The following is a 23,707-nucleotide window of genomic DNA, read 5'->3' on the forward strand; positions in this document are numbered from 1 at the left end:
TTGTAACTAGTTGACAGGGTGATAGTAAAATGATAAAATACACCTTGTGTGTGATTTAAATCGAGTAGATGCATCTTAATTAGGTAAATCTTTTGATTATAATTGTGAAGGGGGTTAGAAATGGTAGGTAAAATTGTAGGTCAGAAAGTCGTTGGAGTTAAACAAACCCTAAAAGCGTTAAAGAATAGTCGGGGTAAAGTTTTGTATATAGCCAAAGATGCTGATAGTAGTATTACTGATCCTATTCTAAAACTAGCCAAGGTTAATTCCCTACAAATAATATTTGTAGACACAATGAAAGAATTAGGAAATCTTTGTGATATAGATGTTGCATCAGCAACAGCATTGCGTTTCGAAGATTAAATTAATGCTAGCAACTAAATAATATAGATATATCCATGCGGTAACATTGCCATTTAGTTATGTTACGCTGCATTGATATAAATGAAGAACAGCTTACAAAAATGAGGGGGTGAAATCATGCCAACTATCAATCAATTAGTAAGAAAAGGCAGAAAGACATTAGCAACAAAATCAGCTGCACCAGCATTGAAGAACTGTCCGCAAAAAAGAGGAGTTTGTACAGTAGTTAAAACAACAACTCCTAAAAAGCCAAACTCAGCATTAAGAAAAGTAGCAAGAGTTAGACTTACAAACGGATACGAAGTTACTGCTTATATACCAGGTGTAGGCCACAATTTACAAGAACATAGTGTTGTACTTATAAGAGGTGGAAAAGTTAAGGATTTACCAGGAGTTAGATACCACGTCATCAGAGGGACATTAGACTCTGCTGGAGTTGCGGGCAGACTACAAAGTAGATCTAAATACGGTACTAAGAGACCAAAGCAAAAAAAATAATGCTTTGAATTAAGGTGCAATGTCTTCAGCATTTATATATATGAAAATTTATATTTACATACATTTGCAGGAGTACAGAGTACTTTGCGGTAGAGATATCGAGTACCTATGAGTTAATTAAAATTGTTAAGGAGGGAAGTAAAGTGCCGAGAAAAGGATATATTGCAAAAAGAGATGTATTACCAGATCCTATGTACAACAGCAAAGTCGTTACAAAGTTAATAAACAATGTAATGGAGGATGGTAAAAGAGGAGTAGCACAAAAAATATGCTATGAGGCTTTTGACATAATCAAAGAAAAAACAGGCAAAGAACCTTTAGAGGTTTTTGAAGAAGCATTAAATAATGTTATGCCATTACTTGAAGTAAAAGCTAGAAGAATAGGTGGAGCTAATTATCAAGTGCCTATCGAGGTTAGACCTGAGAGAAGACAGACATTAGGACTAAGATGGTTGCTTATTGCTGCAGATAATAGAGGAGAGAAGTATGCAAGAGAAAAACTTGCTAACGAATTACTCGAAGCTGCAAACAATACTGGAGCAGCAGTAAAGAAGAGAGAAGATATTCATAAAATGGCTGAAGCTAACAAGGCTTTTGCTCATTACAGGTATTAATATTAAAACTGTTTTGGCTTTGCCAAGACAGTTTTGTCAAATTTAAAATCACTCGTTGACAGGAGGCGCAAATAGTGGGTAGAGAATATTCTTTAGAAAAATTCCGTAATATAGGTATTATGGCTCATATTGATGCTGGTAAAACAACAACAACTGAGCGTATATTATTCTATACAGGAAAAACACACAAGATTGGTGAGGTTCATGATGGTGGAGCTACTATGGACTGGATGGTACAAGAACAGGAAAGAGGTATAACAATAACTTCTGCGGCTACAACTTGTTTCTGGAAGGGTTATAACATAAATATCATTGATACACCAGGGCACGTAGATTTCACAGTTGAAGTTGAAAGATCTTTAAGAGTACTTGATGGTGCAGTTTCTGTATTCTGTGCAAAAGGCGGAGTAGAACCACAATCAGAAACAGTATGGAGACAAGCGACTAAATATAAGGTACCAAGAATGGCATATGTTAACAAAATGGATATAATGGGTGCAGACTTCTATCACGTTGTAGACATGATGAGAGAAAGACTTCATGCTAATGCAGTTCCAATACAGCTTCCAATAGGTAAAGAAGAAGGATTCCTAGGTATTATAGATTTAGTTAGAAATGTTGCAGAAGTCTATAGGGATGATTTAGGAACACAAATAGAAGAAATAGAAATTCCAGAAGATATGAAAGAGTTAGCAGAAGAATACAGATCGGCTATGGTTGAAGCAATAGCTGAACTAGATGAAGAGCTTATGATGAAATATCTTGATGGTGAAGAAATAAGTGAAGAAGAATTAAAAGCAGCATTACGAAAAGGTGTAATTAAGAATGAAATAGTACCTGTAATTTGTGGTTCTTCATATAAAAATAAAGGCGTTCAAATGATGATAGATGCTGTTATAGAATACATGCCGTCACCACTTGATATACCAGCTACCAAAGGACAAGATGTTGATACTGGTGAAGAAATGGAAAGACACCCAAGTGATGATGAGCCAATGGCAGCATTAGCGTTTAAAATAGCTACAGATCCCTTTGTTGGCAGACTTGCGTTTACAAGAGTTTACTCAGGCGTAATGAAAACTGGTACATATGTATTAAATGCTAACAAAGGTAAAAAAGAAAGAGTTGGTAGACTAGTTAAAATGCATGCTAATCACAGAGAAGAAGTTGAAGAATTACGTTCAGGAGAATTAGGTGCAGTAATTGGACTTAAAAACACAACTACTGGAGAAACTTTATGTGATGAAGATCATCCAATATTGTTTGAAACCATGGACTTCCCAGATCCAGTTATCCATGTAGCTATTGAGCCAAAAACAAAAGCTGGTCAGGAAAGAATGGGTATGTCTCTTGCAAAGCTTTCTGAAGAAGATCCTACTTTTCAAACTTATACTGATCAAGAAACAGGTCAAACAATAATTGGTGGTATGGGCGAGCTTCATCTAGAAATTATTGTTGATAGACTTCAAAGAGAATTTAAGGTTGAATGTAATGTAGGAAAACCACAAGTAGCTTATAAAGAAACAATACGAAAAGCAGTTAAAGCAGAAGGTAAATACATTAAACAATCAGGTGGACGTGGACAATACGGTCACTGTTGGATAGAGTTAATACCAACTACTGAACCTTACTCATTTGAAAATTGTACGGTTGGTGGATCTATTCCAAGAGAATTTATATCTCCAATTGAGAACGGAATTAAAGAAGCATCAAAGAATGGTATTCTTGGTGGATACCCAGTTCTTAACTTTAAAGTTAAAGTAGTTGATGGATCATACCATGATGTTGACTCAAACGAAATGGCATTTAAGGTTGCTGGTTCAATGGCATTCAAGAACGGTATGGCAAAAGCAGATCCAGTTTTGCTTGAACCAATAATGAAGGTCGAAGTAACAGTGCCAGAAGAGTACATGGGAGACGTTATGGGAGACATTAATTCAAGAAGAGGTAGAATAGAAGGAATGGAAGCTCAATCAGGCGCTCAAGTAATTAGAGCAATGGTTGCATTATCAGAAATGTTTGGATATGCTACGACGCTTAGATCAAGAACTCAGGGTAGAGGAGTATACAGTATGGAATTTGCTGCATACGAACCAGTTCCAAAGGGTATTCAAGAACAAGTTATAGGAAGTAAATAACAAGCAAAATATAAGATAATATGCAAATATAAGGAGGAATACAAAATGGCAAAGGCAAAGTTTGAAAGAAGCAAACCACACGTAAACATTGGAACAATAGGGCACGTAGATCACGGCAAGACAACATTAACAGCTGCAATAACAGCAGTACTCGCAACTAAAGGTTTAGCAGAAGTATCTAGGTTTGACCAAATTGACAAAGCACCTGAGGAAAGAGAAAGAGGAATTACAATAAATACATCACATGTTGAGTATGAAACAGATAATAGACATTATGCACATGTTGATTGCCCAGGGCATGCAGATTATGTAAAGAACATGATCACAGGCGCAGCACAAATGGATGGAGCAATTCTAGTTGTTAGTGCAGCAGATGGCCCAATGCCTCAAACAAGAGAGCATATACTATTAGCAAGCAGAGTTGGAGTAGGATATATAGTAGTATTCTTAAACAAAGCAGATATGGTAGATGATCCAGAATTATTAGAACTTGTTGAAATGGAAGTAAGAGAATTATTAAGTGAGTATGACTTCCCTGGTGACGACATTCCAGTAGTAACAGGATCAGCATTAAAAGCATTAGAAAACCCAACTGATGAAGAAGCATCAAAATGCATAGCTGAATTAATGGAAGCAGTAGATAGCTACATTCCAACACCAACAAGAGCAACAGATAAAGCATTCTTAATGCCAGTAGAAGATGTATTCACAATCACAGGTAGAGGAACAGTTGCTACAGGAAGAGTTGAAGCTGGGATACTTAAGGTTGGAGAAGAAGTAGAAATCGTAGGACTTAGCGAAGATAAAAGAAAAGTTGTATGTACAGGAGTTGAAATGTTCAGAAAACTTTTAGATCAAGCAATGGCCGGAGACAACATCGGAGCATTACTAAGAGGAGTACAAAGAACAGATATTCAAAGAGGTCAAGTGCTTTCTAAGCCAGGTTCAATACATCCACATGATAAATTTGTAGGTCAAGTATATGTACTTAAAAAAGAAGAAGGCGGAAGACATACTCCATTCTTCGACGGATATAGACCACAATTTTATTTCAGAACAACTGATGTAACTGGATCAATAAAATTACCAGACGGAATGGAAATGGTAATGCCAGGAGATCACATAGACATGAATGTTGAACTAATCACTCAAGTAGCAATGGATGAGGGATTAAGATTCGCAATCAGAGAAGGTGGAAGAACAGTAGGTTCAGGAGTTGTTACTTCAATAGTTAAATAATAATTTACAATGTATTTATAACCATCAATTGATGAATTTCAATAATAATAAAAGCTTTTATTATTAAGGAGAAGAGGACGCTCTTCTCCTTTTAAATACAATAAAACTTTTGTATAAATATAAGCAGGAACCACAAATATAAAAATTATGAAATAATAGTGAAAAAATACTTGTCAAAGCAAAAGAAGTGTTGTATACTTTAGAAGTTGTATTGTGGTAACAGTGATGAGGTAAGAGGTTGCCGGACTTCCGGGTAATTCTTCACCGAGCATGTCCTGATCTTGAATCGGACGACGGGGTTCCTACGATTGTTTCATGCATTTATTACATGAAACACCCGGAGCAGTTTACAGAACATCCGCTGTTGCACGTAAGAAGTAGAGCGTGCGATGAAAAGGAGGAAATAATAATGATAAAACAAAAAATCAGAATTAGATTAAAGGCTTTTGATCACAACATATTAGATCAATCAGCTGAGAAAATTGTTCAAACAGCTAAAAGTACAGGAGCTAAAGTAGCTGGTCCAGTACCGCTACCTACAGAAAAAGATGTAATTACAGTGTTGAGAGCTCCACACAAGTATAAAGATTCAAGAGAACAATTTGAAATAAGAACTCATAAGAGACTAATAGATATAATTAGTCCATCACCTAAAACTGTTGATGCCTTAATGAGATTAGACTTACCAGCTGGTGTTGATATCGAAATAAAACTATAAGCGTACATATAAGTGCGATTAAGCGTATAAGTATAATTACTGTACGTAAGCATTAAATTAATATTACTAACTGTTATGATCACTAATGTGGTCCGCTAATAAGTAGGAGGTGTATTTTCATGAAAAAAGCAATAATGGGTAAAAAACTTGGTATGACTCAAATATTTGATGAAAATAAAAGAGTTGTTCCAGTAACAGTTGTTGAAGCAGGTCCATGTGTTGTTATTCAAAAGAAAACTATCGAAAATGATGGTTACAATGCAATTAAAGTTGGCTTTGGTGACATAAGAGAAAAGTTAGTTAACAAACCAATGCAAGGACAATTTGCTAAAGCAGGAACATCTTTAAAAAGATTCGTAAAAGAATTTAGAATGGAAGATATAAGTGCTTATGAAGTAGGTCAAGAATTTAAGGCAGATATATTTGCTGCTGGAGATAAAATTGACGTATCAGGAATATCTAAGGGAAAAGGATTCCAAGGTTGTATTAAAAGATGGAATCAGCATACAGGACCAATGAGTCATGGATCTAAATTCCATAGAGCAGTTGGATCAATGGGAGCATCTTCCGATCCATCAAAAACGTTTAAAAACAAACGTATGCCAGGTCATATGGGTAATGTTAGTAGAACAGTAATAAACCTTGAAATAGTTAAAGTAATGCCTGAAAAGAACATTATATTAGTTAAAGGTGGTATACCGGGACCTAACAAAGGCACAGTTGTAATAAGAAATGCTGTTAAAGCGTAACTTTAAAGAAAGGAGGATGCAGAATGCTTACATTAGATTTATTTAGTAAAGAAGGACAAAAGGTTGGAGATATTCAACTAAATGAAAATATATTTGGAGTTGAAGTCAACACAGATGCTATGCATCAAGTTGTAGTAGCACAACTTGCAAATAAAAGACAAGGAACTCAATCAGCTAAAACTAGAGCTGAGGTTCGAGGCGGTGGTATAAAGCCTTGGAGACAAAAAGGAACTGGTAGAGCAAGACAAGGTTCTATAAGAGCACCACAATGGATACATGGTGGTATAGTATTTGCTCCAAAGCCAAGAGATTACCGTATGTCTGTACCGAAGACAATGAGAAGAGTTGCTTTCAAATCAGCTTTATCAGCTAAGGTAGCTTCAAATGAAATGATAGTTATAGATAGTTTAGAATTTGACTCACCAAAAACTAAAGCAATGTTAGAGGTTTTAAAAGCTTTTGATGCTAAAAAAACTTTAATAGTTGTTGAAAAGTCAGAAGAAAATATCTATAAATCAGCAAGAAACATACCTGGAGTACAAGTATCACCAGTAAATAATTTGAATGTTTATGACATACTAAAGTATGAAAAATTCATAGTTACAAAGGATGCTGTATCTAAAATTGAGGAGGTGTATATATAATGAAGCTAACTAGCCATGATATTATAAGAAAACCGATAATTACTGAAAAAAGTATGGCTGTAATGGCGGAAAAAAAATACACCTTTATAGTTGATATTCATGCAAATAAAACTCAAGTTAAAAAAGCAGTAGAAGAAGTATTTGGAGTTAAAGTTGAAAATGTAAGAACACTAAGAAATATAGGTAAAACTAAAAGAGTTGGGGTTCACATTGGAAAAAGAGCTGACTTCAAAAAAGCTATTGTTACTTTAACAACAGAAAGCAAGACAATTGAGTTTTTTGATGGAATGTAATTATTAAGCAGGTATTGGCAGAGGCCAGATAAGCGAGAAAGAAGGAGGAAAGTCACATGGGAATTAAGAAATTTAGACCGACCACACCTTCAAGAAGAAATATGACTATGGCTGATTTCGCAGAAATAACAACAGATAAGCCATTAAAATCACTTCTTGTAAGCACAAAAAGATCAGGTGGTAGAAATAATCAAGGTAAAATAACTGTTCGTCACCGAGGTGGTGGAGCAAAACAAAGTTACAGACTAATAGATTTCAAGAGAACTAAAGATAATATTCCAGCAAAAGTTTCTACAATTGAGTACGATCCAAATAGATCTGCTTACATAGCTCTTGTTGCATATTCTGATGGTGAAAAAAGATACATAATTGCTCCAGTTGGATTAAAAGTTGGAGATGTAATTGTATCCGGTGCTGATTCTGATATAAAAGTTGGGAATACTCTTCCAATAATTAATATACCAACAGGTTCTACGATTCATAATATAGAACTACAGGTTGGAAAAGGTGCTCAACTTGTAAGATCAGCAGGTTCTTCAGCGCAACTTATGGCTAAAGAAGGAGAATATGCTCAAGTAAGACTTCCAAGTGGTGAAGTAAGATATGTTAGAGTAAATTGTAGAGCTACTATAGGAACGGTTTCTAATGTAACTCATGGTATTGTTAACATAGGTAAAGCAGGAAGAAAAAGACACTTAGGGTTTAGACCTACAGTCAGAGGTTCAGTAATGAATCCTTGCGATCATCCACATGGTGGTGGAGAAGGTAAATCTCCTATAGGTCACGCTAGTCCGATGACTCCATGGGGTAAACCGGCACTAGGATATAAAACTAGGAAAACCAAAAAATACTCTGACAAATTTATTGTCAAGGGAAAAAATAGAAAATAGTTTGAAGAGAATTTAAATTCTTTTTAAAACAATGGTTACGGTGTATGAAGGGAGGCCACAAAAATGAGTAGATCAGTTAAAAAAGGACCTTATGTACAAGAAGTTTTGTTAAACAGAATTAACGAAATGAATAAAAATGGCGAGAAAAAAGTAATAAAGACTTGGTCAAGAAGTTCTACTATTTTCCCGCAAATGATAGGGCATACTATCGCAGTACATGATGGAAGAAAACATGTACCAGTTTATGTTTTAGAAGATATGGTAGGACATAAATTAGGCGAATTTGCTTTAACTAGAACATTTAAAGGACACATTGTTAGAGAAAAAACAAGCAGAGTAAAATAGTGTGGAAGGAGGAGACAATCATGGAGGCTAAAGCTATAGCTAAATATGTGAGAACGTCCTCAATGAAAATCGGGATTGTTCTTGATTTAATAAGAGATAAAAATGTAAATGAAGCTTTTGCTATATTACAATACACTCCAAAAAATGCAGCTGAAGTAGTAACTAAAGTACTAAAATCAGCTGTAGCAAATGCAGAGAACAATTTAAATTTAGATATCAATAGACTATACGTTGCTAAGGCTTATGCATGTCAGGGTCCAACACTTAAGAGATTTAGACCGCGTGCACAAGGAAGAGCTTATAGAATAAGAAAAAGATCTAGCCATATAACTATTATAGTTACGGAAAGATCATAAGAAGGAGGGTTTTAGCGTGGGACAAAAAGTACATCCACACGGCTTTAGGGTTGGTGTAATAAAAGACTGGAGTTCTAAATGGTATGCAGATAAAAAGAATTTTGCAGATAATCTTGTTGAAGATTTTAAGATTAGAGAATTCTTAAAAAGTAAACTTTACACAGCTGGAATTTCTAAAATTGAAATTGAAAGAGCTGCTAAAAGAGTTAAAATCAACATACACACTGCTAAACCAGGAATGGTTATTGGTAGAGGTGGCTCTGGAATTGAAGTTATAAAGTTAGACATGAAAAAAATTATAACAGATAAGAATGTTTTAATTAACATAGTAGAAGTAAAACAAGCTGAAAACAACGCTCAATTAATGGCTGAAAATGTTTCTTCGCAATTAGAAAAGAGAATTTCTTTTAGAAGAGCAATGAAACAAACAATTCAAAGAGCTATGAGATCTGGCGTAAAAGGTGTTAAAATTTCATGTGGAGGAAGACTTGGCGGAGCAGAAATAGCTAGGACTGAACACTATCATGAAGGTACAATACCATTACAAACTTTGAGAGCTGATATAGACTATGGATTTGCAGAAGCAGATACAATATATGGTAAAATTGGCGTAAAAGTTTGGGTATATAGAGGCGAAGTTCTTCCTACAAAGAAAATCGTTAAGGAAGAAATAAAAGCGTAGAAGTGTAAGGAAGGAGGAATAAGACATGTTAATGCCTAAGAGATCTAAACATCGTAAGGTTCAACGTGGTAGAATGAGAGGAAAAGCTACAAGAGGAAACTTTATTGCATATGGTGAGTATGCATTACAAGCTATGGAATGTGGCTGGGTTAAAAGTAATCAAATAGAAGCTGCCAGAGTTGCTATCAATAGAGAAGTAAAAAGAGGCGGAAAGGTTTGGATAAAAATCTTCCCTGATAAGCCAGTAACTGAAAAACCGGCTGAAACTCGTATGGGATCTGGTAAAGGATCAGTAGAATATTGGGTAGCAGTTGTTAAACCAGGTAGAGTCTTATTTGAAATTGCAGGAGTAACAGAAGAAGCTGCTAGAGAAGCAATGAGACTTGCTTCACACAAACTTCCAATTAAAACTAAGTTTGTATCTAGAAAAGATTTTGAGGAAATGGGTGGTGAAGTCATTGAAGGCTAATGAATTAAAAGAATTAAGACAAAGTAATCCTCAAGATTTGCTAGTGAAAATGTCTGATCTAAAGGCAGAATTATTTAACCTTAGATTTCAGTTAGCTACAGGGCAACTAGAAAACCCTATGAGAATTAAACAAGTGAAAAAATCTATAGCCCAAATTAAGACCATTCTTAGGCAAGAAGAAATAAAAGCTTTTGAACAGTAAAACTGAAAGGAGGTTGCTCTTGTGGAAAGAAATAATAGAAAAACAAGAACAGGTAAAGTAGTTTCTGATAAAATGGATAAGACAATAGTTGTTGCAATTGAAACAAAAGTTCGTCACCCACTATACGGAAAAATACTTAACACAACAACAAAATTTAAAGCTCATGATGAAAAAAATGAAGCTAAAATCAATGATAAAGTTACAATTATGGAAACTAGACCATTGTCTAAAGATAAAAGATGGAGAATTACTGGAATAGTTGAAAAAGCTAAATAGTATTTCGGTCTAACAACTGAAAGGAGGGTATTTGATATGATACAACAGCAATCGAGATTAAAAGTTGCGGATAATTCTGGTGCAAAGGAAATTATGTGTATTAGAGTATTAGGTGGTTCTAAGAGAAAATGGGGAAACATCAGCGATACAATAGTTGCTAGCGTAAAAAGTGCAACACCAGGTGGAGTTGTTAAAAAAGGTGAAGTAGTTAAGGCAGTTATAGTTAGATCAGTAAAAGGATTAAGAAGAGCGGATGGATCATACGTTAAATTTGATGATAATGCAGCTGTTATCATAAAAGACGACAAAACCCCAAAGGGAACTCGTATATTCGGACCTGTTGCAAGGGAGTTAAGAGATAAAGACTTCAGTAAGATCTTATCATTAGCGCCTGAAGTTCTATAAGATAGGAGGTGTCTAACATGGCAGTTAAAAAAATGCACGTAAGAAAAAAAGATACAGTAATGGTTATATCAGGTAAAGACAAAGGCAAAATAAGCGAAGTCTTAGCTGTATACCCTAAAACTGGTAAAGTTTTAGTGAAAGATGTTAGTGTAATTACAAAACATCAAAAACCAAGCAAACAAAATATGCAAGGTGGAATAACTCACAGAGAAGCAGCTATAAATAGTTCAAAAGTTATGTTATATTGTACAAAATGCAAAAATGTAACAAGAATAAGTAGCAAAATTCTAGAAGATGGAACTAAAGTAAGAGTTTGTAAGAAATGTGTAGAAACATTTTAATTCCTGAAAGGAGGTTTAACATATGAGTTCAAGACTACAAGAAAAATATGATAATGAAGTAGTTCAAGCGCTAATGGAAAAATTCGGTTATAAAAATATAATGGAAGTACCAAAGCTTGAAAAAATTGTTTTAAATATGGGAGTTGGAGAAGCTAAAGACAATTCTAAAGTTTTAGATGCAGCTCTTAGCGATATGCAGATTATAGCGGGTCAAAAACCAATTATAACAAGAGCGAAGAAGTCAATAGCTAACTTCAAGTTAAGAGAAAATACTCCAATAGGTTGTAAAGTTACATTAAGAAAAACTCAAATGTTCGAATTTGCAGATAAATTAATGAACGTTGCATTACCTAGAGTTAGAGATTTTAGAGGAGCTTCTTCTAAAGCATTTGACGGAAGAGGGAATTACGCTATAGGGATTAAAGAACAACTTATATTTCCTGAAATAGATTATGATAAAATTGATAAAATTAGAGGAATGGATATAATATTTGTTACTACAGCAAAGACAGACGAGGAAGCAAGAGAGTTATTAAGATTCCTTGGAATGCCATTTGCTCAATAATAGGGAGGGAAACATATGGCACGTAAGGCTTTAATAGAAAAATGGAAAAAAGAACCTAAATTTACAACTAGAGCTTATACAAGATGTAGACTTTGTGGAAGACCACATTCTGTTTTACAAAAATTTGGTATATGCCGTATCTGTTTTAGAGAGCTTGCACACAAGGGAGAAATTCCTGGTTGCAGAAAAGCAAGTTGGTAATTAGAACATTCTAATGAAAGGAGGCACGAAAAATGGTTATGACTGACCCAATCGCAGATTTGCTAACACGTATAAGAAATGCAAATGTTGTTAGACATGAAATAGTAGAAATACCTTCTTCAACTATAAAGAAGGAAATTGCAAATATATTGCTTCAAGAAGGATATCTTAAAAACATTGAAGAGTATAATGATGGCGTTGTTCCAATGATGAGACTTGCAATGAAGTATGGTCAAAACAAGGAAAGAGTTATCACTGGACTTAAGAGAATATCTAAGCCAGGTTTAAGAGTATATTCTAAAAATGAGGATATTCCAAAGGTACTAAACGGATTAGGAGTTGCTATAATATCAACTTCAAAAGGTCTAGTAGCAGATAGAGATGCTAGAAAATTAGGTTTAGGCGGAGAAGTTATTTGTTACATTTGGTAATATAATAATTTTGATGCATAACAGTATTGAGTTATTATGTACATAGTAATAATAGATAATTCATGGAAAAACAAAATTGTTATGTGCCTAAAGTAAGATAGAGACTAAACAATTAAGAATTGGTTAGTATTTAAAAGGAACATACGAGACGTAGCAATTAATAATTGTTATGTGTCTAAAAAGAATACAGGAGGTGTAAGTATGTCGAGAATCGGAAGACTTCCAGTAGCTATACCTAATGGAGTGACTGTTGCAGTTTCACCAATGAATGTTGTAAATGTAAAAGGACCAAAAGGTGAGTTAACTCAAAGCATGAGTACTAAAATGAATATAGCTATGGAAGATAATACTGTAGTAGTTACAAGACCAAGCGATGTAAAAGAACATAGAGCTCTTCATGGATTAACAAGATCATTGATAAACAATATGGTTATTGGAGTAACAGAGGGATACCAAAAAACGCTTGAGTTAGTTGGTGTTGGTTATAGAGCTCAGTTAAAAGGCACTAAAATAACATTAAGTCTTGGATATTCACATCCAGTTGAAATAGATGCAGTTGCAGGAATCCAATTTGAATTACCTGATGCTAACAAAATTATAGTAAAAGGTACTGATAAACAATTAGTTGGAGCTGTTGCAGCAACAATAAGAGCTTGGAGAAAACCAGAACCTTACAAAGGAAAAGGAATTAGATATGCTGGCGAAGTTGTCAGACGTAAGGAAGGTAAAACAGGTAAATAAAGTAGGAAGGAGTGAATGATGTGTTCAAGAAGGAAGATAGACAAAAGTCAAGAGTTAAGCGTCATCTTAGAGTTCGTAAAAAGATCTCTGGTACAGCACAAAGACCTAGATTAGCTGTATATAGAAGTGAAAAGAACATATATGCTCAAGTAATAGATGATGTTGCAAGAATCACACTAGTTTCTGCTTCAAGCGTAGATAAAGCTTTTGAACAAAAGATAGGAAGCAATAAAGATGCTGCTAAATTAGTAGGAAAAATGATTGCTGAAAGAGCGCTTGAAAAAGGAATAGAAGAAGTAGTATTTGATAGAGGCGGATATGTATACCACGGTAGAGTGCAAATTCTCGCTGAGGGAGCAAGAGAAGCTGGACTTAAATTCTAAGAGAAGGAGGGAAACACATGAAAATAGATCCTAGCACATTAGATCTTAAAGAAAAAGTAGTTAATATAAACAGAGTTGCTAAGGTTGTTAAAGGTGGAAGAAACTTCAGATTCAGCGCACTAGTTGTTGTTGGAGACGAAAACGGACACGTTGGCGTTGGAATGGGTAAATCTGTAGAAATTCCTGAAGCAATTAGAAAAGGAATAGAAGATGCTAAAAAGAACTTAATAAATGTAGCTATGGTTGGAACAACTATTCCACATACTATTGATGGAAAGTTTGGTACTTCGGTTATACACATAATGCCAGGTGCTGAAGGTACAGGAATTTTAGCTGGTGGTCCAGTTAGAGCAGTTCTAGAATTATCAGGATTAAAGGATGTTAGAGCTAAATCTTTAGGCTCTAGTAATGCAAGAAATGTGGTTAATGCTACTATCGAAGGTTTAGCAGGTTTAAGAACAGTAGAAGACGTTGCTAAATTAAGAGGCAAGACCGTAGAAGAAATTTTAAGATAGGAGGGGAAAACCTTGGCTAAAGTTAAAATAACATTGGTTAAAAGCTTAATAGGTAGAAAGAAAGAACACATAGCTACAGTTAATGCTTTAGGATTAAAAAAAATAAGAAATAGTGTTGAGCACGAGGAAACTCCTCAGATCAAAGGTATGATAAACAAAATTATATATCTAGTAAAAGTAGAGCAAGTATAAAAAAGAGGAGGTGTTGACATGAAACTTCAAGATTTAAGACCTGCGGAAGGTTCCAAAAAATCTCCTAAGAGAATCGGTAGAGGTACTGGTTCAGGATGGGGAAAAACTGCAGGAAGAGGTCAAGATGGACAAAACTCTAGATCAGGTGGAGGAACAAGACCAGGATTTGAAGGAGGTCAGATGCCTTTATACAGAAGATTACCTAAAAGAGGGTTCACAAATATTTTTGCGAAAAAATATTCTTGTATAAATGTAGATAGACTGAATATGTTCGAAGATGGTACAGAAGTTACAACAGAATTGCTATTAGAGAGAAGAGTCATAAGAAAAGCATATGACGGAGTTAAGATACTTGGAAATGGTGATTTAGAAAAGAAATTAACTGTAAAAGTATCAAGATTTTCTAAAGGAGCAGCTGAGAAAATTGAAACAGCTGGAGGAAAAGTTGAGGTGATATAAATGTTATCAACCCTACGTAATGCCTGGAAAGTTCCTGATTTAAAAAAGCGTATGATATTCACGCTACTTATGGTTGCAATTATGCGGATGGGTATTTACATTCCTGTTCCAGGTGTAGATGCTAGCAAACTTGTAGACTTAACTAGTAATGGTGGAACATTAATTAGTTTTTATGATTTGATGTCGGGTGGCGCATTAAGTAAATTTAGTATTTTTGCTATGGGTGTTGGTCCGTACATAACCGCATCAATCATAATGCAGTTACTTGTAATAGCAGTCCCGTATTTAGAGCAACTTTCTAAAGAAGGGGTTGAAGGACGTAAGAGAATACAAGACCTTACTAGATATGTTTCAATAGTGCTGGGTGCTTTACAGGCCCTCGGTATGTATGCAGTTATTGCAGGTACTGGAGCATTCACAGATACATCTAGTTTAGCCATATTTTTAGTGATACTAACGATGACTACTGCATCAACATTTTTGGTGTGGATAGGTGAACAAATCACAGGTAAAGGTATAGGTAATGGTATTTCATTAATAATTTTTATTAATATGGTATCTGGATTACCTTCAACAGTGTATAAAATTTCTGAACTTCAGAAGGCAGGCACTGTAAATTTTGTAGAGGTTATAATGTTTATTGTAGTTGCTATAGCATTATTAGTTGCAGTAGTAATAGCAAGTTTAGGTGAAAGAAGAATTCCAGTTCAATATGCCGGAAAAGCTGTTGGAAACAAGGTTTTTAAAGGACAATCAACTCATATTCCAATTGGTGTAACTGCATCTGCAGTTATCGGTATAATTTTTGCAATGTCAGTAATGACATTCCCAGAAACAATAGCACAGCTTAAACCGACATCTTCAATTGCAAAGTTCATTGTAGGAAGTCCTTGGAGCATATTTGAAAAAAACAGTTGGAAGTATTCATTGGTGTATTTTGTATTAATAGTATTCTTTACATGGTTTTATACTCAGGTAACATTTAAACCAGATGAAATGGCTGAAAATATGCATAAATCATCAGGTTTCATACCAGGAATTAGACCGGGTGAGAATACAGCAACTTATATCGATAAGGTATTGACTAAGGTTTCGATACTGGGAGGAACTTTTGCCGCTGTTATAGCAATATTCCCTATTTTTATAGAGGGATATACTCACTTTAAGGGAATATATTTTGGAGGTACAATGTTATTAATTATGGTGAATGTTGCTCTTGAAACTTTAAGACAACTTGAATCACAATTAGTAATGCGGCATTACCAAGGATTCCTTAAATAAATTATTACCAGGAGATGATACTATGAGAATAATCTTGTTAGGTCCTCCGGGAGCCGGAAAAGGAACGCAAGCAAAATCCATAAGTAATAAATTTTCCATACCACATATATCAACAGGGGACATATTCAGGAAGAATATTTCAGAAAAAACCCCTCTTGGAATTGAAGCTAAGAAACATATTGATAAGGGGCACTTAGTCCCAGATGAATTGACTATAGATATAATCAAGGATAGGTTAAATAATGAAGATTGTAGTAATGGATTTTTACTAGATGGCTATCCTAGAACTGTTAATCAAGGTGAAGCCTTAAAAACTTTATTAGACGGAAAGGGTAACACCCTTGATACAGCGTTATTAATAAAGGTGCCTAGAGAATTTATTCTAGGTAGAATGACTGGTAGAAGGGTTTGTCTTACATGCGGTGCTAGCTATCATATTACATTCAATCCGCCGAAAGTGGACGGAAAATGTAATTTGTGTGGAAGTGATATTGTACAAAGAGCTGATGACACTGAAGAAACCGTTAATGAACGGATAGACATATATGAGGCTCAAACACAACCATTGATAAAGTACTATGATGATAAAAACTTACTATCAGTAGTTGATGGGACGCTAGAAATTAACAGCGTGTTTGAAAGTATCTGTGGTATCTTAGAAGAAATAAAAAAATGATAAACATAAAAAGTGATATGGAAATTCAATACATGAGAAGTGCGGGTAAAGTGGTTTCAGAAGCTCTTGTAATAATTGAACAGGTAATAAAACCTGGAATAACCACTGCAGAACTGGATAAATTAGCTGAAGAGTTCATAGTAAAACAAGGTGCTAAACCATCTTTTAAGGGTTATTGTGGATTTCCAGCTTCCATATGTACATCTGTTAATGATGAAGTGGTTCATGGGATTCCATCTAACCGTATTTTACTTGAAGGAGACATAATTAGCATAGATTGTGGTGCCATATTAAATGGCTATCATGGAGATGCTGCTAGAACTTTTCCAGTAGGAAAAGTATCCAATGAAGCTACAATGCTCATTGAGGTCACTAAAAACAGTTTCTTTAAGGGTGTTGAAAAAGCTATAATCGGTAATAGATTATCAGATATATCTGCGCAAATTCAGTGTTATGCTGAAGGCCATAGATATTCTGTGGTTAGGGATTTTGTAGGTCATGGAATTGGTAAGTCAATGCATGAGGAACCAGAAATTCCTAATTATGGTGTTCCAAATAGAGGACCTAAGTTAGTTCATGGTATGGTACTTGCAATTGAACCTATGATAAATATAGGAAAGCATTATGTCAAAGTAAAGTCTAATAAGTGGACGGTAGTAACGCGAGATGGCAGTTTATCTGCACATTATGAAAATACTGTTGCTATTTTAAAAAATGGTCCTGAAATATTAACTTTGAACTAATAGAGGTGAATGATTTGGAGAAAAATAGCCTTATAGGTAAGGTAGTACATTCTAAAGCGGGAAGGGATATGCATAGAAATTTTATTGTGGTAGGAATACTAAATAACGAATATGTGTATATTTCTGATGGAGAGTTAAGAAAGATTGAGAAGCCTAAGAAAAAGAAGGTTAAACATCTAAAATTTACTCACACAGTAGCTGAGGAAATTAGAGATATAATTTTATCTAATAAAGAGGTTACTAATTCTAAAATTAAAATATTTTTGCAGTCTGCAGATATTGGTAAGGAGGTTTAATTACCTTATGTCAAAAGATGATATAATTGAAATGCAAGGTGTGGTATTAGAAACTTTGCCCAATGCAATATTTCAAGTTGAGCTTGAGAGTGGGCATAAAATATTAGCTCATATTTCAGGAAAGTTAAGAATGAATTTCATAAGAATATTACCAGGAGACAAGGTTACAGTAGAACTTTCCCCATATGATTTGACTCGTGGGAGAATAACTTGGAGAGACAAGTAATAAGGAGGGTTAGCTATGAAAGTAAGGCCATCAGTTAAACCTATGTGTGAAAAATGTAAGGTTATAAAGAGAAAAGGAAGAGTAATGGTTATCTGTGAAAATCCTAAACATAAACAAAAGCAAGGTTAATCGGTTTTATTTACAAATGATATTGAATTAAATATCAAAGCTAATATATTAATAAATGTTTATCATATCGTTTTTAATTATAGATGTGATAAATTATAACAACAATTACGTGGGAGGTGTAAACAGTAAATGGCAAGAATAGCAGGTATTGACCTACCAAGGGAAAAAAGAATTGAAATAGGTTTAACATATATATTTGGTATTGGTTTAACTAAATCACAGGGAATCCTTAAAACAACAGGAGTAAATCCTGACACAAGAGTTAAGGACTTAACTGAAGAAGAAGTTAATGAATTAAGAACATACATCACTAAGAACTTTATTATTGAAGGTGACTTAAGAAGAAGAGTTGCACTAGATATAAAAAGGTTAATGGAAGTTGGATGTTATAGAGGAATAAGACATAGAAAAGGTCTTCCAGTAAGAGGACAAAAAACTAAAACTAATGCTAGAACAAGAAAAGGCCCTAAGAAAACAATGGCGGGTAAGAAGAAATAGTAAGGAGGGAATGTAATGGCTCAAAAAGTTAAAAGAAGTAGAAGAAAAAAAGAAAGAAAAAATGTTGAGCACGGTTGTGCACACATAAAGTCTACTTTCAATAATTCCATCGTTACACTTACAGATGCAGCTGGTAATGCTTTATCTTGGGCAAGTGCAGGTGGATTAGGTTTTAGAGGATCAAGAAAGAGTACTCCATTTGCAGCTCAAATGGCAGCAGAAGCTGCTACAAAAGCAGCTATGGAGCACGGATTAAAGAGTGTTGACGTATTCGTTAAAGGACCAGGAGCAGGTAGAGAAGCGGCAATTAGATCACTTCAAGCGGCTGGATTAGAAATTACATTAATCAAAGACGTTACTCCAATTCCACATAATGGATGTAGACCACCGAAAAGAAGAAGAGTATAGTACTTAATATAGTAATTAGTAAATTAATTAGTAGAGTAAATAGGAGGTGTAATTTGAATGGCAAGATATACTGGAGCTACTTGTAGACTTTGTAGAAGAGAAGGCATGAAGCTAAACCTTAAGGGTGATAGATGCTTTACAGATAAATGTGCATTTGCCAGAAGAGGCTATGCACCAGGACAACATGGACAGAGTAAGAAAAAAATGTCTAATTATGGATTACAATTGAGAGAAAAACAAAAGGCTAAGAGAATATACGGAGTGCTTGAAAGTCAATTTAGAAGATACTATGAAAAAGCTGACAAGTTAAGAGGAATAACAGGTGAAAACTTATTAAGACTTTTAGAAGTTAGACTTGATAATGTAGTTTATAGATTGGGTTACGGAAATTCAAGACAAGAAGCTAGGCAACTAGTAACTCACGGACATTTCTTAGTTAATGGTAAAAAGGTAGATATTCCTTCTTACAGTTTAACAGCAAATGAAGTAGTATCTGCATGTGAAAAGAGCAGAGCTACTGAGAAGTTTAAGGTTTTCATTGAAAATCCTAAAGCTTTACCAAATTGGTTAGAAGCTAACTTAGAGAAATTTGAAGGAAAAGTTTTAGCACAACCAACTAGGGAAGATATAGATGTTCCTGTTAATGAAACGTTAATCGTCGAGTTATACAGCAAATAGTCATTAATATAGAATCAGTTGCCCTCATAATAGGTTGCCAATTAAAAAAGAGGAGGGTTTATTATGTTAGAGATAGAAAAGCCAAAAATAGAATGTGTAGAAACAGCTGAAGATGGTTCTTATGGTAGATTCGTAATTGAACCATTGGAAAGAGGCTATGGTATAACTTTAGGGAATGCATTAAGAAGAATTCTTCTTTCTTCATTACCTGGAGTTGCTACAAGTGCAGTTAAGATTGATACAGTACTTCACGAATTCTCCACTGTTAAAGGTGTTAAAGAAGATGTTACAGAATTAATTCTAAACATCAAAAGCTTAGCACTTAAAATGGAGGGAGAAGGTCCTAAAACAATTTATATTGATGCTAAAGGACCTGGAGTAGTTACTGGAGCAGATATTAATACTGATGGAGATATAGAAGTCGTTAATACCGATTTACATATAGCAACATTAGATGATGATGCTAAATTATACATGGAACTAACTGTTAACAAAGGTAGAGGATATGTGTCTATGAGTAAAAACAAGACAGATGAATTGCCAATAGCTACAATACCAGTAGATTCAATTTACACTCCAGTTAAGAGAGTAAATTTTGCTGTTGAAAACACTAGAGTAGGCCAGATTACTGATTATGATAAATTAACTATTGAAATTTGGACTAATGGAACAATTAGACCAGATGAAGCTATTGGTTTATCAGCTAAAATCCTTATCGAACACTTTAAGTTATTTATGACATTAACAGATCATGCTGATAATGTTGAAATAATGGTTGAAAAAGAAGAAGATAAGAAAGAAAAAGTTCTTGAGATGACTATTGAAGAACTTGACCTTTCCGTTAGAAGCTATAATTGCTTAAAAAGAGCTGGAATTAATACAGTTCAAGAACTAACAGAAAGATCAATGGATGATATGATGAAAGTTAGAAATTTAGGTAAGAAATCACTTGAAGAAGTTGAACAGAAACTTCAAGCTTTGAGTTTGAACTTAAAACTAACTGAAGAGTAAGGAGGAGAACACATGGCACAATATCGTAAATTAGGACGCGCCACTGATCAAAGAATTGCAATGTTTAGAAGTCTTGCAACTAATTTGTTGAAATATGGAAAAATTGAAACTACAGTAACTAGAGCAAAAGAAACTAGAAAATTTGCTGAAAGAATGATAACTCTTGGAAAAAGAGGAGATCTTCATGCTAGAAGGCAAGCACTTGCATTTATTACTGAAGAAAGCGTTGTTAAAGATTTATTTGAGAATATTGCACCCAAGTATGCTGAGAGAAACGGCGGATATACTAGGATAATGAAAATGGGTCCAAGAAGAGGCGACGCAGCAGAAATGAGCATAATAGAATTAGTATAGTTTGAGAAAAGGGGATTAAGTGGGAACAAACTTAATCCCCATTTTCATATTCATATTTATAAACGTAGGGAGTGACACTTATGGGTGAAAAAATGGTTATATGTAATAAACTTGTTTATAAGTACCCTCGAAGTGAAGATGAACAACCTAAAGTAGCCATAGATGGATTAGATTTAGAGGTTAACAAGGGTGAATTTTTAGTAGTATTAGGTCATAACGGCTCAGGAAAATCTACCTTTGCTAAACATGTAAATGCACTTTTAATACCAACTGAAGGGGAAATCTATGTAGATGGATTGCAAACCTCTGTAGAATCTAATCTATGGAAAATTAGGAATGTAGCTGGCATGGTATTTCAAAATCCAGATAATCAAATTGTTGCAACGATTGTAGAAGAAGATGTAGCATTTGGTCCAGAGAACTTAGGCCTAGATCCTAAAGAAATTAGACAAAGAGTGGATGAATCATTAAAAAATGTAAAAATGTACGAATATACAAAACATGCTCCACATTTACTTTCAGGTGGTCAAAAACAAAGGGTAGCTATCGCTGGTATTCTTGCTATGAGGCCGAAGTGTATTGTTTTTGATGAACCAACAGCTATGCTTGATCCATTTGGGAGAAAAGAAGTTATTAGAACTATTAAAGAAATAAACAAAAAACATGGCATAACAATAATTTTAATAACCCACAACATGGAAGAATCAGTAGAAGCTGATAGAATTGTAGTTATGGATAATGGCAAAATCGTAATGAATGGAAAACCTAAAGAAATATTTAGAAATGTACCTGTTATGAAAAAAATAGGTTTAGATGTTCCAATGGTGACAGAACTCGCGTATGAACTTAAGCAAAGTGGTATTAATATAGAAACAGATATATTAACTATAAATGAGATGGTGAATGCATTATGTCAATTAAAATAGAAAACTTAACGTATATATATATGCCAAAAACTCCTTTCGAAAAAAAAGCTATAGATAATGTATCTATAGAAATAAAGCAAGGGGAATTTGTAGCACTAATTGGGCATACAGGTTCAGGGAAATCTACCCTAATACAACATATAAACGGACTGTTAAAACCAACATCAGGTAGAATATTAGTAGACGACATAGATATAACAAACAAAAATGTGAAATTGACAAACATAAGAAAAAAGGTTGGACTAGTATTTCAGTATCCTGAATATCAACTTTTTGAAGAAACTATTGAAAAAGACATTGCTTTTGGGCCACAAAATTTAGGCTTAGATAATGATGAAATAAACAAAAGAGTTCAGCGAGCTATGGAAATTGTTGGACTGGATTATGAAGAGTATAAGGACAAATCACCTTTTGAAATAAGTGGTGGTCAAAAGAGAAGAGTAGCTATTGCAGGAGTAGTGGCTATGCAGCCAAAGGTCTTAATTTTAGATGAACCAACTGCAGGACTCGATCCAAAAGGAAGAGACGATATCTTAAGTAAGCTTGTTGAATTGTACAACCAAAATGACATGACTATAATTTTAGTATCGCATAGTATGGAAGATGTGGCCAAGGTTGCTAATAGAATTGTAGTAATGGATAAAGGAAAGTGTATTCTAGACGGGTCGCCACAGAAGGTATTTAGTGAAATAGAATTATTAGAAAGTGTAGGTCTAGCAGTGCCACAGGCAACATACTTAATTAGGGAACTACGTAATAAAGGATTCGATTTATCACAAGATATATTTACCTTAGAAAAAGCTAAACAAGAATTGCTTAGAATATTAAAAAAGAATTAGTATAAATTTTTTGTATTAAGAAGACATCATATATAAAGCAGTAATATGTGCTTCTTTCAGCACAGTGGAGGAATTTGTATGATCAAAGATATTACAATAGGTCAATATATACCAGGGGAGTCTTTTGTACATAAATTAGATCCAAGATTTAAGATACTAATATCCCTTTTGTTTATTGTGGACCTATTTTTGGTAAATAATTTTATAGGCTATCTATTTATAATTATATTTCTTTTAGCCACAATAATAATAGCTAATTTGTCATTTAAGTACATTTATAATGGGTTAAAGCCTATTTTAGTTTTATTACTTATTACAGCAGTATTAAACATTTTTATGACTAGCGGGAAAGAGTTAAATTTAATTTTTCACTATGGGTTTATAAATGTTTATAAAGAAGGTCTAATAGTTGCAGCGTTTATGATTCTTAGACTTGTGTTTTTAATTATGGGAACATCAATATTGACATTAACTACATCCCCAATAGAGTTAACAGATGGCATAGAAAATCTTTTAAATCCATTTAAAAGAATAGGCGTGCCAGCCCATGAGTTAGCAATGATGATGACTATTGCATTAAGATTTATTCCCACTCTTATGGATGAGACTGATAAAATTATGAAAGCACAAATGGCAAGAGGTGCTGATTTTGAGTCTGGGAATTTGATAAGTAGAGCAAAAAGTTTAATCCCTATTTTAGTACCCTTGTTTATAAGTTCTTTTAGGCGGGCTGATGAATTAGCAATGGCTATGGAATCAAGATGTTACAAAGGTGGAGAAGGAAGAACTAGAATGAAACAACTAAAGATAACAAAAAAAGATTATGTTGCAAGTTTTGCTTTTACACTGTTGTTTATTATTACTATTGTTAGTAGAACATAATATTCTACTAAAGTGCAAAGGATTATTAAATCCTAGGTATAAATAGAAAAG

The 23,707-nt window shown here is 34.2% G+C and carries 40 protein-coding genes; all 40 read left to right on the forward strand.

Features of this window, described 5'->3' with window-relative positions:
• The first annotated feature begins 120 nt into the window (after positions 1–120).
• The 40 genes from ACWJJ2_RS15120 to ACWJJ2_RS15315 all read left to right on the forward strand — a co-directional run bounded on the left by ACWJJ2_RS15120 (position 121) and on the right by ACWJJ2_RS15315 (position 23,656).
• Positions 121–363 carry a ribosomal L7Ae/L30e/S12e/Gadd45 family protein gene (locus ACWJJ2_RS15120; protein WP_165414406.1) on the forward strand — a complete coding sequence of 81 codons (243 nt, stop codon included), beginning with the start codon at positions 121–123 and terminating at the stop codon, positions 361–363.
• A gap of 117 nt (positions 364–480) precedes the next feature.
• Positions 481–861 (forward strand): 30S ribosomal protein S12, encoded by a 381-nt coding sequence (rpsL, locus tag ACWJJ2_RS15125; protein WP_165414407.1) that lies wholly within the window; start codon positions 481–483, stop codon positions 859–861.
• 143 nt (positions 862–1,004) lie between these two features.
• On the forward strand, positions 1,005–1,475 hold the full coding sequence (gene rpsG / locus ACWJJ2_RS15130; protein ID WP_165414408.1) for a 30S ribosomal protein S7: 471 nt from the start codon (positions 1,005–1,007) through the stop codon (positions 1,473–1,475).
• A gap of 74 nt (positions 1,476–1,549) precedes the next feature.
• Entirely contained in the window at positions 1,550–3,613 is a 2,064-nt protein-coding gene (fusA, locus tag ACWJJ2_RS15135) for an elongation factor G (RefSeq protein WP_216302363.1), read from the forward strand.
• A 45-nt stretch (positions 3,614–3,658) separates the two neighbouring features.
• Positions 3,659–4,852 (forward strand): elongation factor Tu, encoded by a 1,194-nt coding sequence (tuf, locus tag ACWJJ2_RS15140; RefSeq protein WP_216302359.1) that lies wholly within the window; start codon positions 3,659–3,661, stop codon positions 4,850–4,852.
• A gap of 409 nt (positions 4,853–5,261) precedes the next feature.
• Positions 5,262–5,570, forward strand: coding sequence for a 30S ribosomal protein S10 (rpsJ, locus tag ACWJJ2_RS15145; protein WP_071614633.1), 309 nt, complete (start codon positions 5,262–5,264; stop codon positions 5,568–5,570).
• A 119-nt stretch (positions 5,571–5,689) separates the two neighbouring features.
• Positions 5,690–6,319 (forward strand): 50S ribosomal protein L3, encoded by a 630-nt coding sequence (rplC, locus tag ACWJJ2_RS15150; RefSeq protein ID WP_165414236.1) that lies wholly within the window; start codon positions 5,690–5,692, stop codon positions 6,317–6,319.
• Positions 6,320–6,342: 23 nt separating this feature from the next.
• Complete coding sequence (gene rplD, locus ACWJJ2_RS15155) at positions 6,343–6,963, forward strand: 50S ribosomal protein L4 (protein WP_216302364.1); 621 nt, start codon at positions 6,343–6,345, stop codon at positions 6,961–6,963.
• The gene (gene rplW, locus ACWJJ2_RS15160; protein WP_165414238.1) at positions 6,963–7,256 is read left to right on the forward strand and encodes a 50S ribosomal protein L23; all 294 of its coding nucleotides are present in this window, start codon (positions 6,963–6,965) and stop codon (positions 7,254–7,256) included. Before rplD ends, rplW begins: the two co-directional genes overlap by 1 nt.
• A 56-nt stretch (positions 7,257–7,312) precedes the next feature.
• Positions 7,313–8,146: a 50S ribosomal protein L2 gene (rplB, locus tag ACWJJ2_RS15165; RefSeq protein ID WP_165414239.1), complete on the forward strand. Its 834-nt coding sequence runs from the start codon at positions 7,313–7,315 to the stop codon at positions 8,144–8,146.
• Between the two features lie 63 nt (positions 8,147–8,209).
• Positions 8,210–8,491: a 30S ribosomal protein S19 gene (gene rpsS, locus ACWJJ2_RS15170; RefSeq protein WP_165414240.1), complete on the forward strand. Its 282-nt coding sequence runs from the start codon at positions 8,210–8,212 to the stop codon at positions 8,489–8,491.
• Positions 8,492–8,511: 20 nt separating this feature from the next.
• Positions 8,512–8,847, forward strand: a complete 336-nt coding sequence (gene rplV / locus ACWJJ2_RS15175; RefSeq protein ID WP_165414241.1) for a 50S ribosomal protein L22 — start codon at positions 8,512–8,514, stop codon at positions 8,845–8,847.
• A gap of 16 nt (positions 8,848–8,863) precedes the next feature.
• Positions 8,864–9,529, forward strand: coding sequence for a 30S ribosomal protein S3 (gene rpsC / locus ACWJJ2_RS15180; protein WP_216302365.1), 666 nt, complete (start codon positions 8,864–8,866; stop codon positions 9,527–9,529).
• A gap of 25 nt (positions 9,530–9,554) precedes the next feature.
• Positions 9,555–9,998, forward strand: coding sequence for a 50S ribosomal protein L16 (gene rplP / locus ACWJJ2_RS15185; RefSeq protein ID WP_165414243.1), 444 nt, complete (start codon positions 9,555–9,557; stop codon positions 9,996–9,998).
• Complete coding sequence (rpmC, locus tag ACWJJ2_RS15190) at positions 9,988–10,200, forward strand: 50S ribosomal protein L29 (RefSeq protein ID WP_165414244.1); 213 nt, start codon at positions 9,988–9,990, stop codon at positions 10,198–10,200. The genes rplP and rpmC overlap by 11 nt, the downstream gene beginning before the upstream one ends.
• A 21-nt stretch (positions 10,201–10,221) precedes the next feature.
• Positions 10,222–10,476, forward strand: a complete 255-nt coding sequence (rpsQ, locus tag ACWJJ2_RS15195) for a 30S ribosomal protein S17 (RefSeq protein ID WP_165414245.1) — start codon at positions 10,222–10,224, stop codon at positions 10,474–10,476.
• Between the two features lie 36 nt (positions 10,477–10,512).
• Complete coding sequence (gene rplN, locus ACWJJ2_RS15200; RefSeq protein WP_165414246.1) at positions 10,513–10,881, forward strand: 50S ribosomal protein L14; 369 nt, start codon at positions 10,513–10,515, stop codon at positions 10,879–10,881.
• A 17-nt stretch (positions 10,882–10,898) separates the two neighbouring features.
• Positions 10,899–11,222: a 50S ribosomal protein L24 gene (rplX, locus tag ACWJJ2_RS15205; RefSeq protein WP_216302366.1), complete on the forward strand. Its 324-nt coding sequence runs from the start codon at positions 10,899–10,901 to the stop codon at positions 11,220–11,222.
• Positions 11,223–11,244: 22 nt separating this feature from the next.
• On the forward strand, positions 11,245–11,787 hold the full coding sequence (gene rplE / locus ACWJJ2_RS15210) for a 50S ribosomal protein L5 (protein WP_165414247.1): 543 nt from the start codon (positions 11,245–11,247) through the stop codon (positions 11,785–11,787).
• Between the two features lie 15 nt (positions 11,788–11,802).
• Entirely contained in the window at positions 11,803–11,988 is a 186-nt protein-coding gene (locus ACWJJ2_RS15215) for a type Z 30S ribosomal protein S14 (RefSeq protein ID WP_165414248.1), read from the forward strand.
• 32 nt (positions 11,989–12,020) lie between these two features.
• Complete coding sequence (gene rpsH, locus ACWJJ2_RS15220; RefSeq protein WP_165414249.1) at positions 12,021–12,419, forward strand: 30S ribosomal protein S8; 399 nt, start codon at positions 12,021–12,023, stop codon at positions 12,417–12,419.
• A 201-nt stretch (positions 12,420–12,620) separates the two neighbouring features.
• On the forward strand, positions 12,621–13,160 hold the full coding sequence (rplF, locus tag ACWJJ2_RS15225) for a 50S ribosomal protein L6 (RefSeq protein WP_216302367.1): 540 nt from the start codon (positions 12,621–12,623) through the stop codon (positions 13,158–13,160).
• A 20-nt stretch (positions 13,161–13,180) separates the two neighbouring features.
• Positions 13,181–13,543 carry a 50S ribosomal protein L18 gene (gene rplR / locus ACWJJ2_RS15230; protein ID WP_165414251.1) on the forward strand — a complete coding sequence of 121 codons (363 nt, stop codon included), beginning with the start codon at positions 13,181–13,183 and terminating at the stop codon, positions 13,541–13,543.
• A 17-nt stretch (positions 13,544–13,560) separates the two neighbouring features.
• Positions 13,561–14,058, forward strand: a complete 498-nt coding sequence (gene rpsE, locus ACWJJ2_RS15235; protein ID WP_165414252.1) for a 30S ribosomal protein S5 — start codon at positions 13,561–13,563, stop codon at positions 14,056–14,058.
• Between the two features lie 12 nt (positions 14,059–14,070).
• Positions 14,071–14,250: a 50S ribosomal protein L30 gene (rpmD, locus tag ACWJJ2_RS15240; protein ID WP_216302368.1), complete on the forward strand. Its 180-nt coding sequence runs from the start codon at positions 14,071–14,073 to the stop codon at positions 14,248–14,250.
• An 18-nt stretch (positions 14,251–14,268) separates the two neighbouring features.
• Complete coding sequence (gene rplO / locus ACWJJ2_RS15245; RefSeq protein ID WP_165414254.1) at positions 14,269–14,709, forward strand: 50S ribosomal protein L15; 441 nt, start codon at positions 14,269–14,271, stop codon at positions 14,707–14,709.
• Complete coding sequence (gene secY / locus ACWJJ2_RS15250) at positions 14,710–15,990, forward strand: preprotein translocase subunit SecY (RefSeq protein ID WP_216302369.1); 1,281 nt, start codon at positions 14,710–14,712, stop codon at positions 15,988–15,990.
• Positions 15,991–16,012: 22 nt separating this feature from the next.
• Positions 16,013–16,666: an adenylate kinase gene (locus tag ACWJJ2_RS15255; protein WP_216302370.1), complete on the forward strand. Its 654-nt coding sequence runs from the start codon at positions 16,013–16,015 to the stop codon at positions 16,664–16,666.
• Positions 16,663–17,409: a type I methionyl aminopeptidase gene (gene map / locus ACWJJ2_RS15260; protein ID WP_216302371.1), complete on the forward strand. Its 747-nt coding sequence runs from the start codon at positions 16,663–16,665 to the stop codon at positions 17,407–17,409. Before ACWJJ2_RS15255 ends, map begins: the two co-directional genes overlap by 4 nt.
• A gap of 14 nt (positions 17,410–17,423) precedes the next feature.
• Positions 17,424–17,705, forward strand: coding sequence for a KOW domain-containing RNA-binding protein (locus tag ACWJJ2_RS15265; RefSeq protein ID WP_216302372.1), 282 nt, complete (start codon positions 17,424–17,426; stop codon positions 17,703–17,705).
• A 7-nt stretch (positions 17,706–17,712) separates the two neighbouring features.
• Positions 17,713–17,931: a translation initiation factor IF-1 gene (gene infA, locus ACWJJ2_RS15270; protein WP_125002904.1), complete on the forward strand. Its 219-nt coding sequence runs from the start codon at positions 17,713–17,715 to the stop codon at positions 17,929–17,931.
• 15 nt (positions 17,932–17,946) lie between these two features.
• Positions 17,947–18,060, forward strand: a complete 114-nt coding sequence (gene rpmJ, locus ACWJJ2_RS15275) for a 50S ribosomal protein L36 (protein ID WP_021122033.1) — start codon at positions 17,947–17,949, stop codon at positions 18,058–18,060.
• 129 nt (positions 18,061–18,189) lie between these two features.
• Entirely contained in the window at positions 18,190–18,558 is a 369-nt protein-coding gene (rpsM, locus tag ACWJJ2_RS15280; RefSeq protein ID WP_216302373.1) for a 30S ribosomal protein S13, read from the forward strand.
• Positions 18,559–18,573: 15 nt separating this feature from the next.
• Positions 18,574–18,966: a 30S ribosomal protein S11 gene (gene rpsK / locus ACWJJ2_RS15285; RefSeq protein WP_165414260.1), complete on the forward strand. Its 393-nt coding sequence runs from the start codon at positions 18,574–18,576 to the stop codon at positions 18,964–18,966.
• A 57-nt stretch (positions 18,967–19,023) separates the two neighbouring features.
• The gene (gene rpsD, locus ACWJJ2_RS15290) at positions 19,024–19,644 is read left to right on the forward strand and encodes a 30S ribosomal protein S4 (RefSeq protein WP_165414261.1); all 621 of its coding nucleotides are present in this window, start codon (positions 19,024–19,026) and stop codon (positions 19,642–19,644) included.
• Between the two features lie 63 nt (positions 19,645–19,707).
• Complete coding sequence (locus ACWJJ2_RS15295) at positions 19,708–20,655, forward strand: DNA-directed RNA polymerase subunit alpha (protein ID WP_216302374.1); 948 nt, start codon at positions 19,708–19,710, stop codon at positions 20,653–20,655.
• A 12-nt stretch (positions 20,656–20,667) separates the two neighbouring features.
• On the forward strand, positions 20,668–21,009 hold the full coding sequence (gene rplQ / locus ACWJJ2_RS15300) for a 50S ribosomal protein L17 (protein WP_165414263.1): 342 nt from the start codon (positions 20,668–20,670) through the stop codon (positions 21,007–21,009).
• An 80-nt stretch (positions 21,010–21,089) separates the two neighbouring features.
• Positions 21,090–21,935: an energy-coupling factor transporter ATPase gene (locus tag ACWJJ2_RS15305; protein WP_220286294.1), complete on the forward strand. Its 846-nt coding sequence runs from the start codon at positions 21,090–21,092 to the stop codon at positions 21,933–21,935.
• On the forward strand, positions 21,920–22,774 hold the full coding sequence (locus ACWJJ2_RS15310) for an energy-coupling factor transporter ATPase (protein WP_220286295.1): 855 nt from the start codon (positions 21,920–21,922) through the stop codon (positions 22,772–22,774). Before ACWJJ2_RS15305 ends, ACWJJ2_RS15310 begins: the two co-directional genes overlap by 16 nt.
• A gap of 78 nt (positions 22,775–22,852) precedes the next feature.
• Positions 22,853–23,656 (forward strand): energy-coupling factor transporter transmembrane component T family protein, encoded by an 804-nt coding sequence (locus ACWJJ2_RS15315; protein ID WP_216302376.1) that lies wholly within the window; start codon positions 22,853–22,855, stop codon positions 23,654–23,656.
• The last annotated feature ends 51 nt before the right edge of the window (positions 23,657–23,707 follow it).

It is taken from the genome of Clostridium sp. CM039, assembly GCF_055081075.1.

Bases quoted from the DNA above. Each gene is read 5' to 3' on its own strand.
- map (WP_216302371.1), top strand. From the start codon at position 16,663: ATGATAAACATAAAAAGTGATATGGAAATTCAATACATGAGAAGTGCG.
- ACWJJ2_RS15295 (WP_216302374.1), top strand. From the start codon at position 19,708: ATGTTAGAGATAGAAAAGCCAAAAATAGAATGTGTAGAAACAGCTGAA.
- secY (WP_216302369.1), top strand. From the start codon at position 14,710: ATGTTATCAACCCTACGTAATGCCTGGAAAGTTCCTGATTTAAAAAAG.
- ACWJJ2_RS15255 (WP_216302370.1), top strand. From the start codon at position 16,013: ATGAGAATAATCTTGTTAGGTCCTCCGGGAGCCGGAAAAGGAACGCAA.
- rplN (WP_165414246.1), top strand. From the start codon at position 10,513: ATGATACAACAGCAATCGAGATTAAAAGTTGCGGATAATTCTGGTGCA.
- rpmJ (WP_021122033.1), top strand. From the start codon at position 17,947: ATGAAAGTAAGGCCATCAGTTAAACCTATGTGTGAAAAATGTAAGGTT.
- rplD (WP_216302364.1), top strand. From the start codon at position 6,343: ATGCTTACATTAGATTTATTTAGTAAAGAAGGACAAAAGGTTGGAGAT.
- rplB (WP_165414239.1), top strand. From the start codon at position 7,313: ATGGGAATTAAGAAATTTAGACCGACCACACCTTCAAGAAGAAATATG.
- rpsL (WP_165414407.1), top strand. From the start codon at position 481: ATGCCAACTATCAATCAATTAGTAAGAAAAGGCAGAAAGACATTAGCA.
- rpsJ (WP_071614633.1), top strand. From the start codon at position 5,262: ATGATAAAACAAAAAATCAGAATTAGATTAAAGGCTTTTGATCACAAC.
- rpsD (WP_165414261.1), top strand. From the start codon at position 19,024: ATGGCAAGATATACTGGAGCTACTTGTAGACTTTGTAGAAGAGAAGGC.
- rplW (WP_165414238.1), top strand. From the start codon at position 6,963: ATGAAGCTAACTAGCCATGATATTATAAGAAAACCGATAATTACTGAA.
- ACWJJ2_RS15215 (WP_165414248.1), top strand. From the start codon at position 11,803: ATGGCACGTAAGGCTTTAATAGAAAAATGGAAAAAAGAACCTAAATTT.
- rplV (WP_165414241.1), top strand. From the start codon at position 8,512: ATGGAGGCTAAAGCTATAGCTAAATATGTGAGAACGTCCTCAATGAAA.
- rplX (WP_216302366.1), top strand. From the start codon at position 10,899: ATGGCAGTTAAAAAAATGCACGTAAGAAAAAAAGATACAGTAATGGTT.
- rpsM (WP_216302373.1), top strand. From the start codon at position 18,190: ATGGCAAGAATAGCAGGTATTGACCTACCAAGGGAAAAAAGAATTGAA.
- rplF (WP_216302367.1), top strand. From the start codon at position 12,621: ATGTCGAGAATCGGAAGACTTCCAGTAGCTATACCTAATGGAGTGACT.
- ACWJJ2_RS15120 (WP_165414406.1), top strand. From the start codon at position 121: ATGGTAGGTAAAATTGTAGGTCAGAAAGTCGTTGGAGTTAAACAAACC.
- rplC (WP_165414236.1), top strand. From the start codon at position 5,690: ATGAAAAAAGCAATAATGGGTAAAAAACTTGGTATGACTCAAATATTT.
- rpsE (WP_165414252.1), top strand. From the start codon at position 13,561: ATGAAAATAGATCCTAGCACATTAGATCTTAAAGAAAAAGTAGTTAAT.
- infA (WP_125002904.1), top strand. From the start codon at position 17,713: ATGTCAAAAGATGATATAATTGAAATGCAAGGTGTGGTATTAGAAACT.
- rplO (WP_165414254.1), top strand. From the start codon at position 14,269: ATGAAACTTCAAGATTTAAGACCTGCGGAAGGTTCCAAAAAATCTCCT.
- rpsK (WP_165414260.1), top strand. From the start codon at position 18,574: ATGGCTCAAAAAGTTAAAAGAAGTAGAAGAAAAAAAGAAAGAAAAAAT.
- rplE (WP_165414247.1), top strand. From the start codon at position 11,245: ATGAGTTCAAGACTACAAGAAAAATATGATAATGAAGTAGTTCAAGCG.
- rpsS (WP_165414240.1), top strand. From the start codon at position 8,210: ATGAGTAGATCAGTTAAAAAAGGACCTTATGTACAAGAAGTTTTGTTA.
- tuf (WP_216302359.1), top strand. From the start codon at position 3,659: ATGGCAAAGGCAAAGTTTGAAAGAAGCAAACCACACGTAAACATTGGA.
- ACWJJ2_RS15315 (WP_216302376.1), top strand. From the start codon at position 22,853: ATGATCAAAGATATTACAATAGGTCAATATATACCAGGGGAGTCTTTT.
- ACWJJ2_RS15310 (WP_220286295.1), top strand. From the start codon at position 21,920: ATGTCAATTAAAATAGAAAACTTAACGTATATATATATGCCAAAAACT.
- rpsH (WP_165414249.1), top strand. From the start codon at position 12,021: ATGGTTATGACTGACCCAATCGCAGATTTGCTAACACGTATAAGAAAT.
- rplQ (WP_165414263.1), top strand. From the start codon at position 20,668: ATGGCACAATATCGTAAATTAGGACGCGCCACTGATCAAAGAATTGCA.
- rplP (WP_165414243.1), top strand. From the start codon at position 9,555: ATGTTAATGCCTAAGAGATCTAAACATCGTAAGGTTCAACGTGGTAGA.
- ACWJJ2_RS15305 (WP_220286294.1), top strand. From the start codon at position 21,090: ATGGGTGAAAAAATGGTTATATGTAATAAACTTGTTTATAAGTACCCT.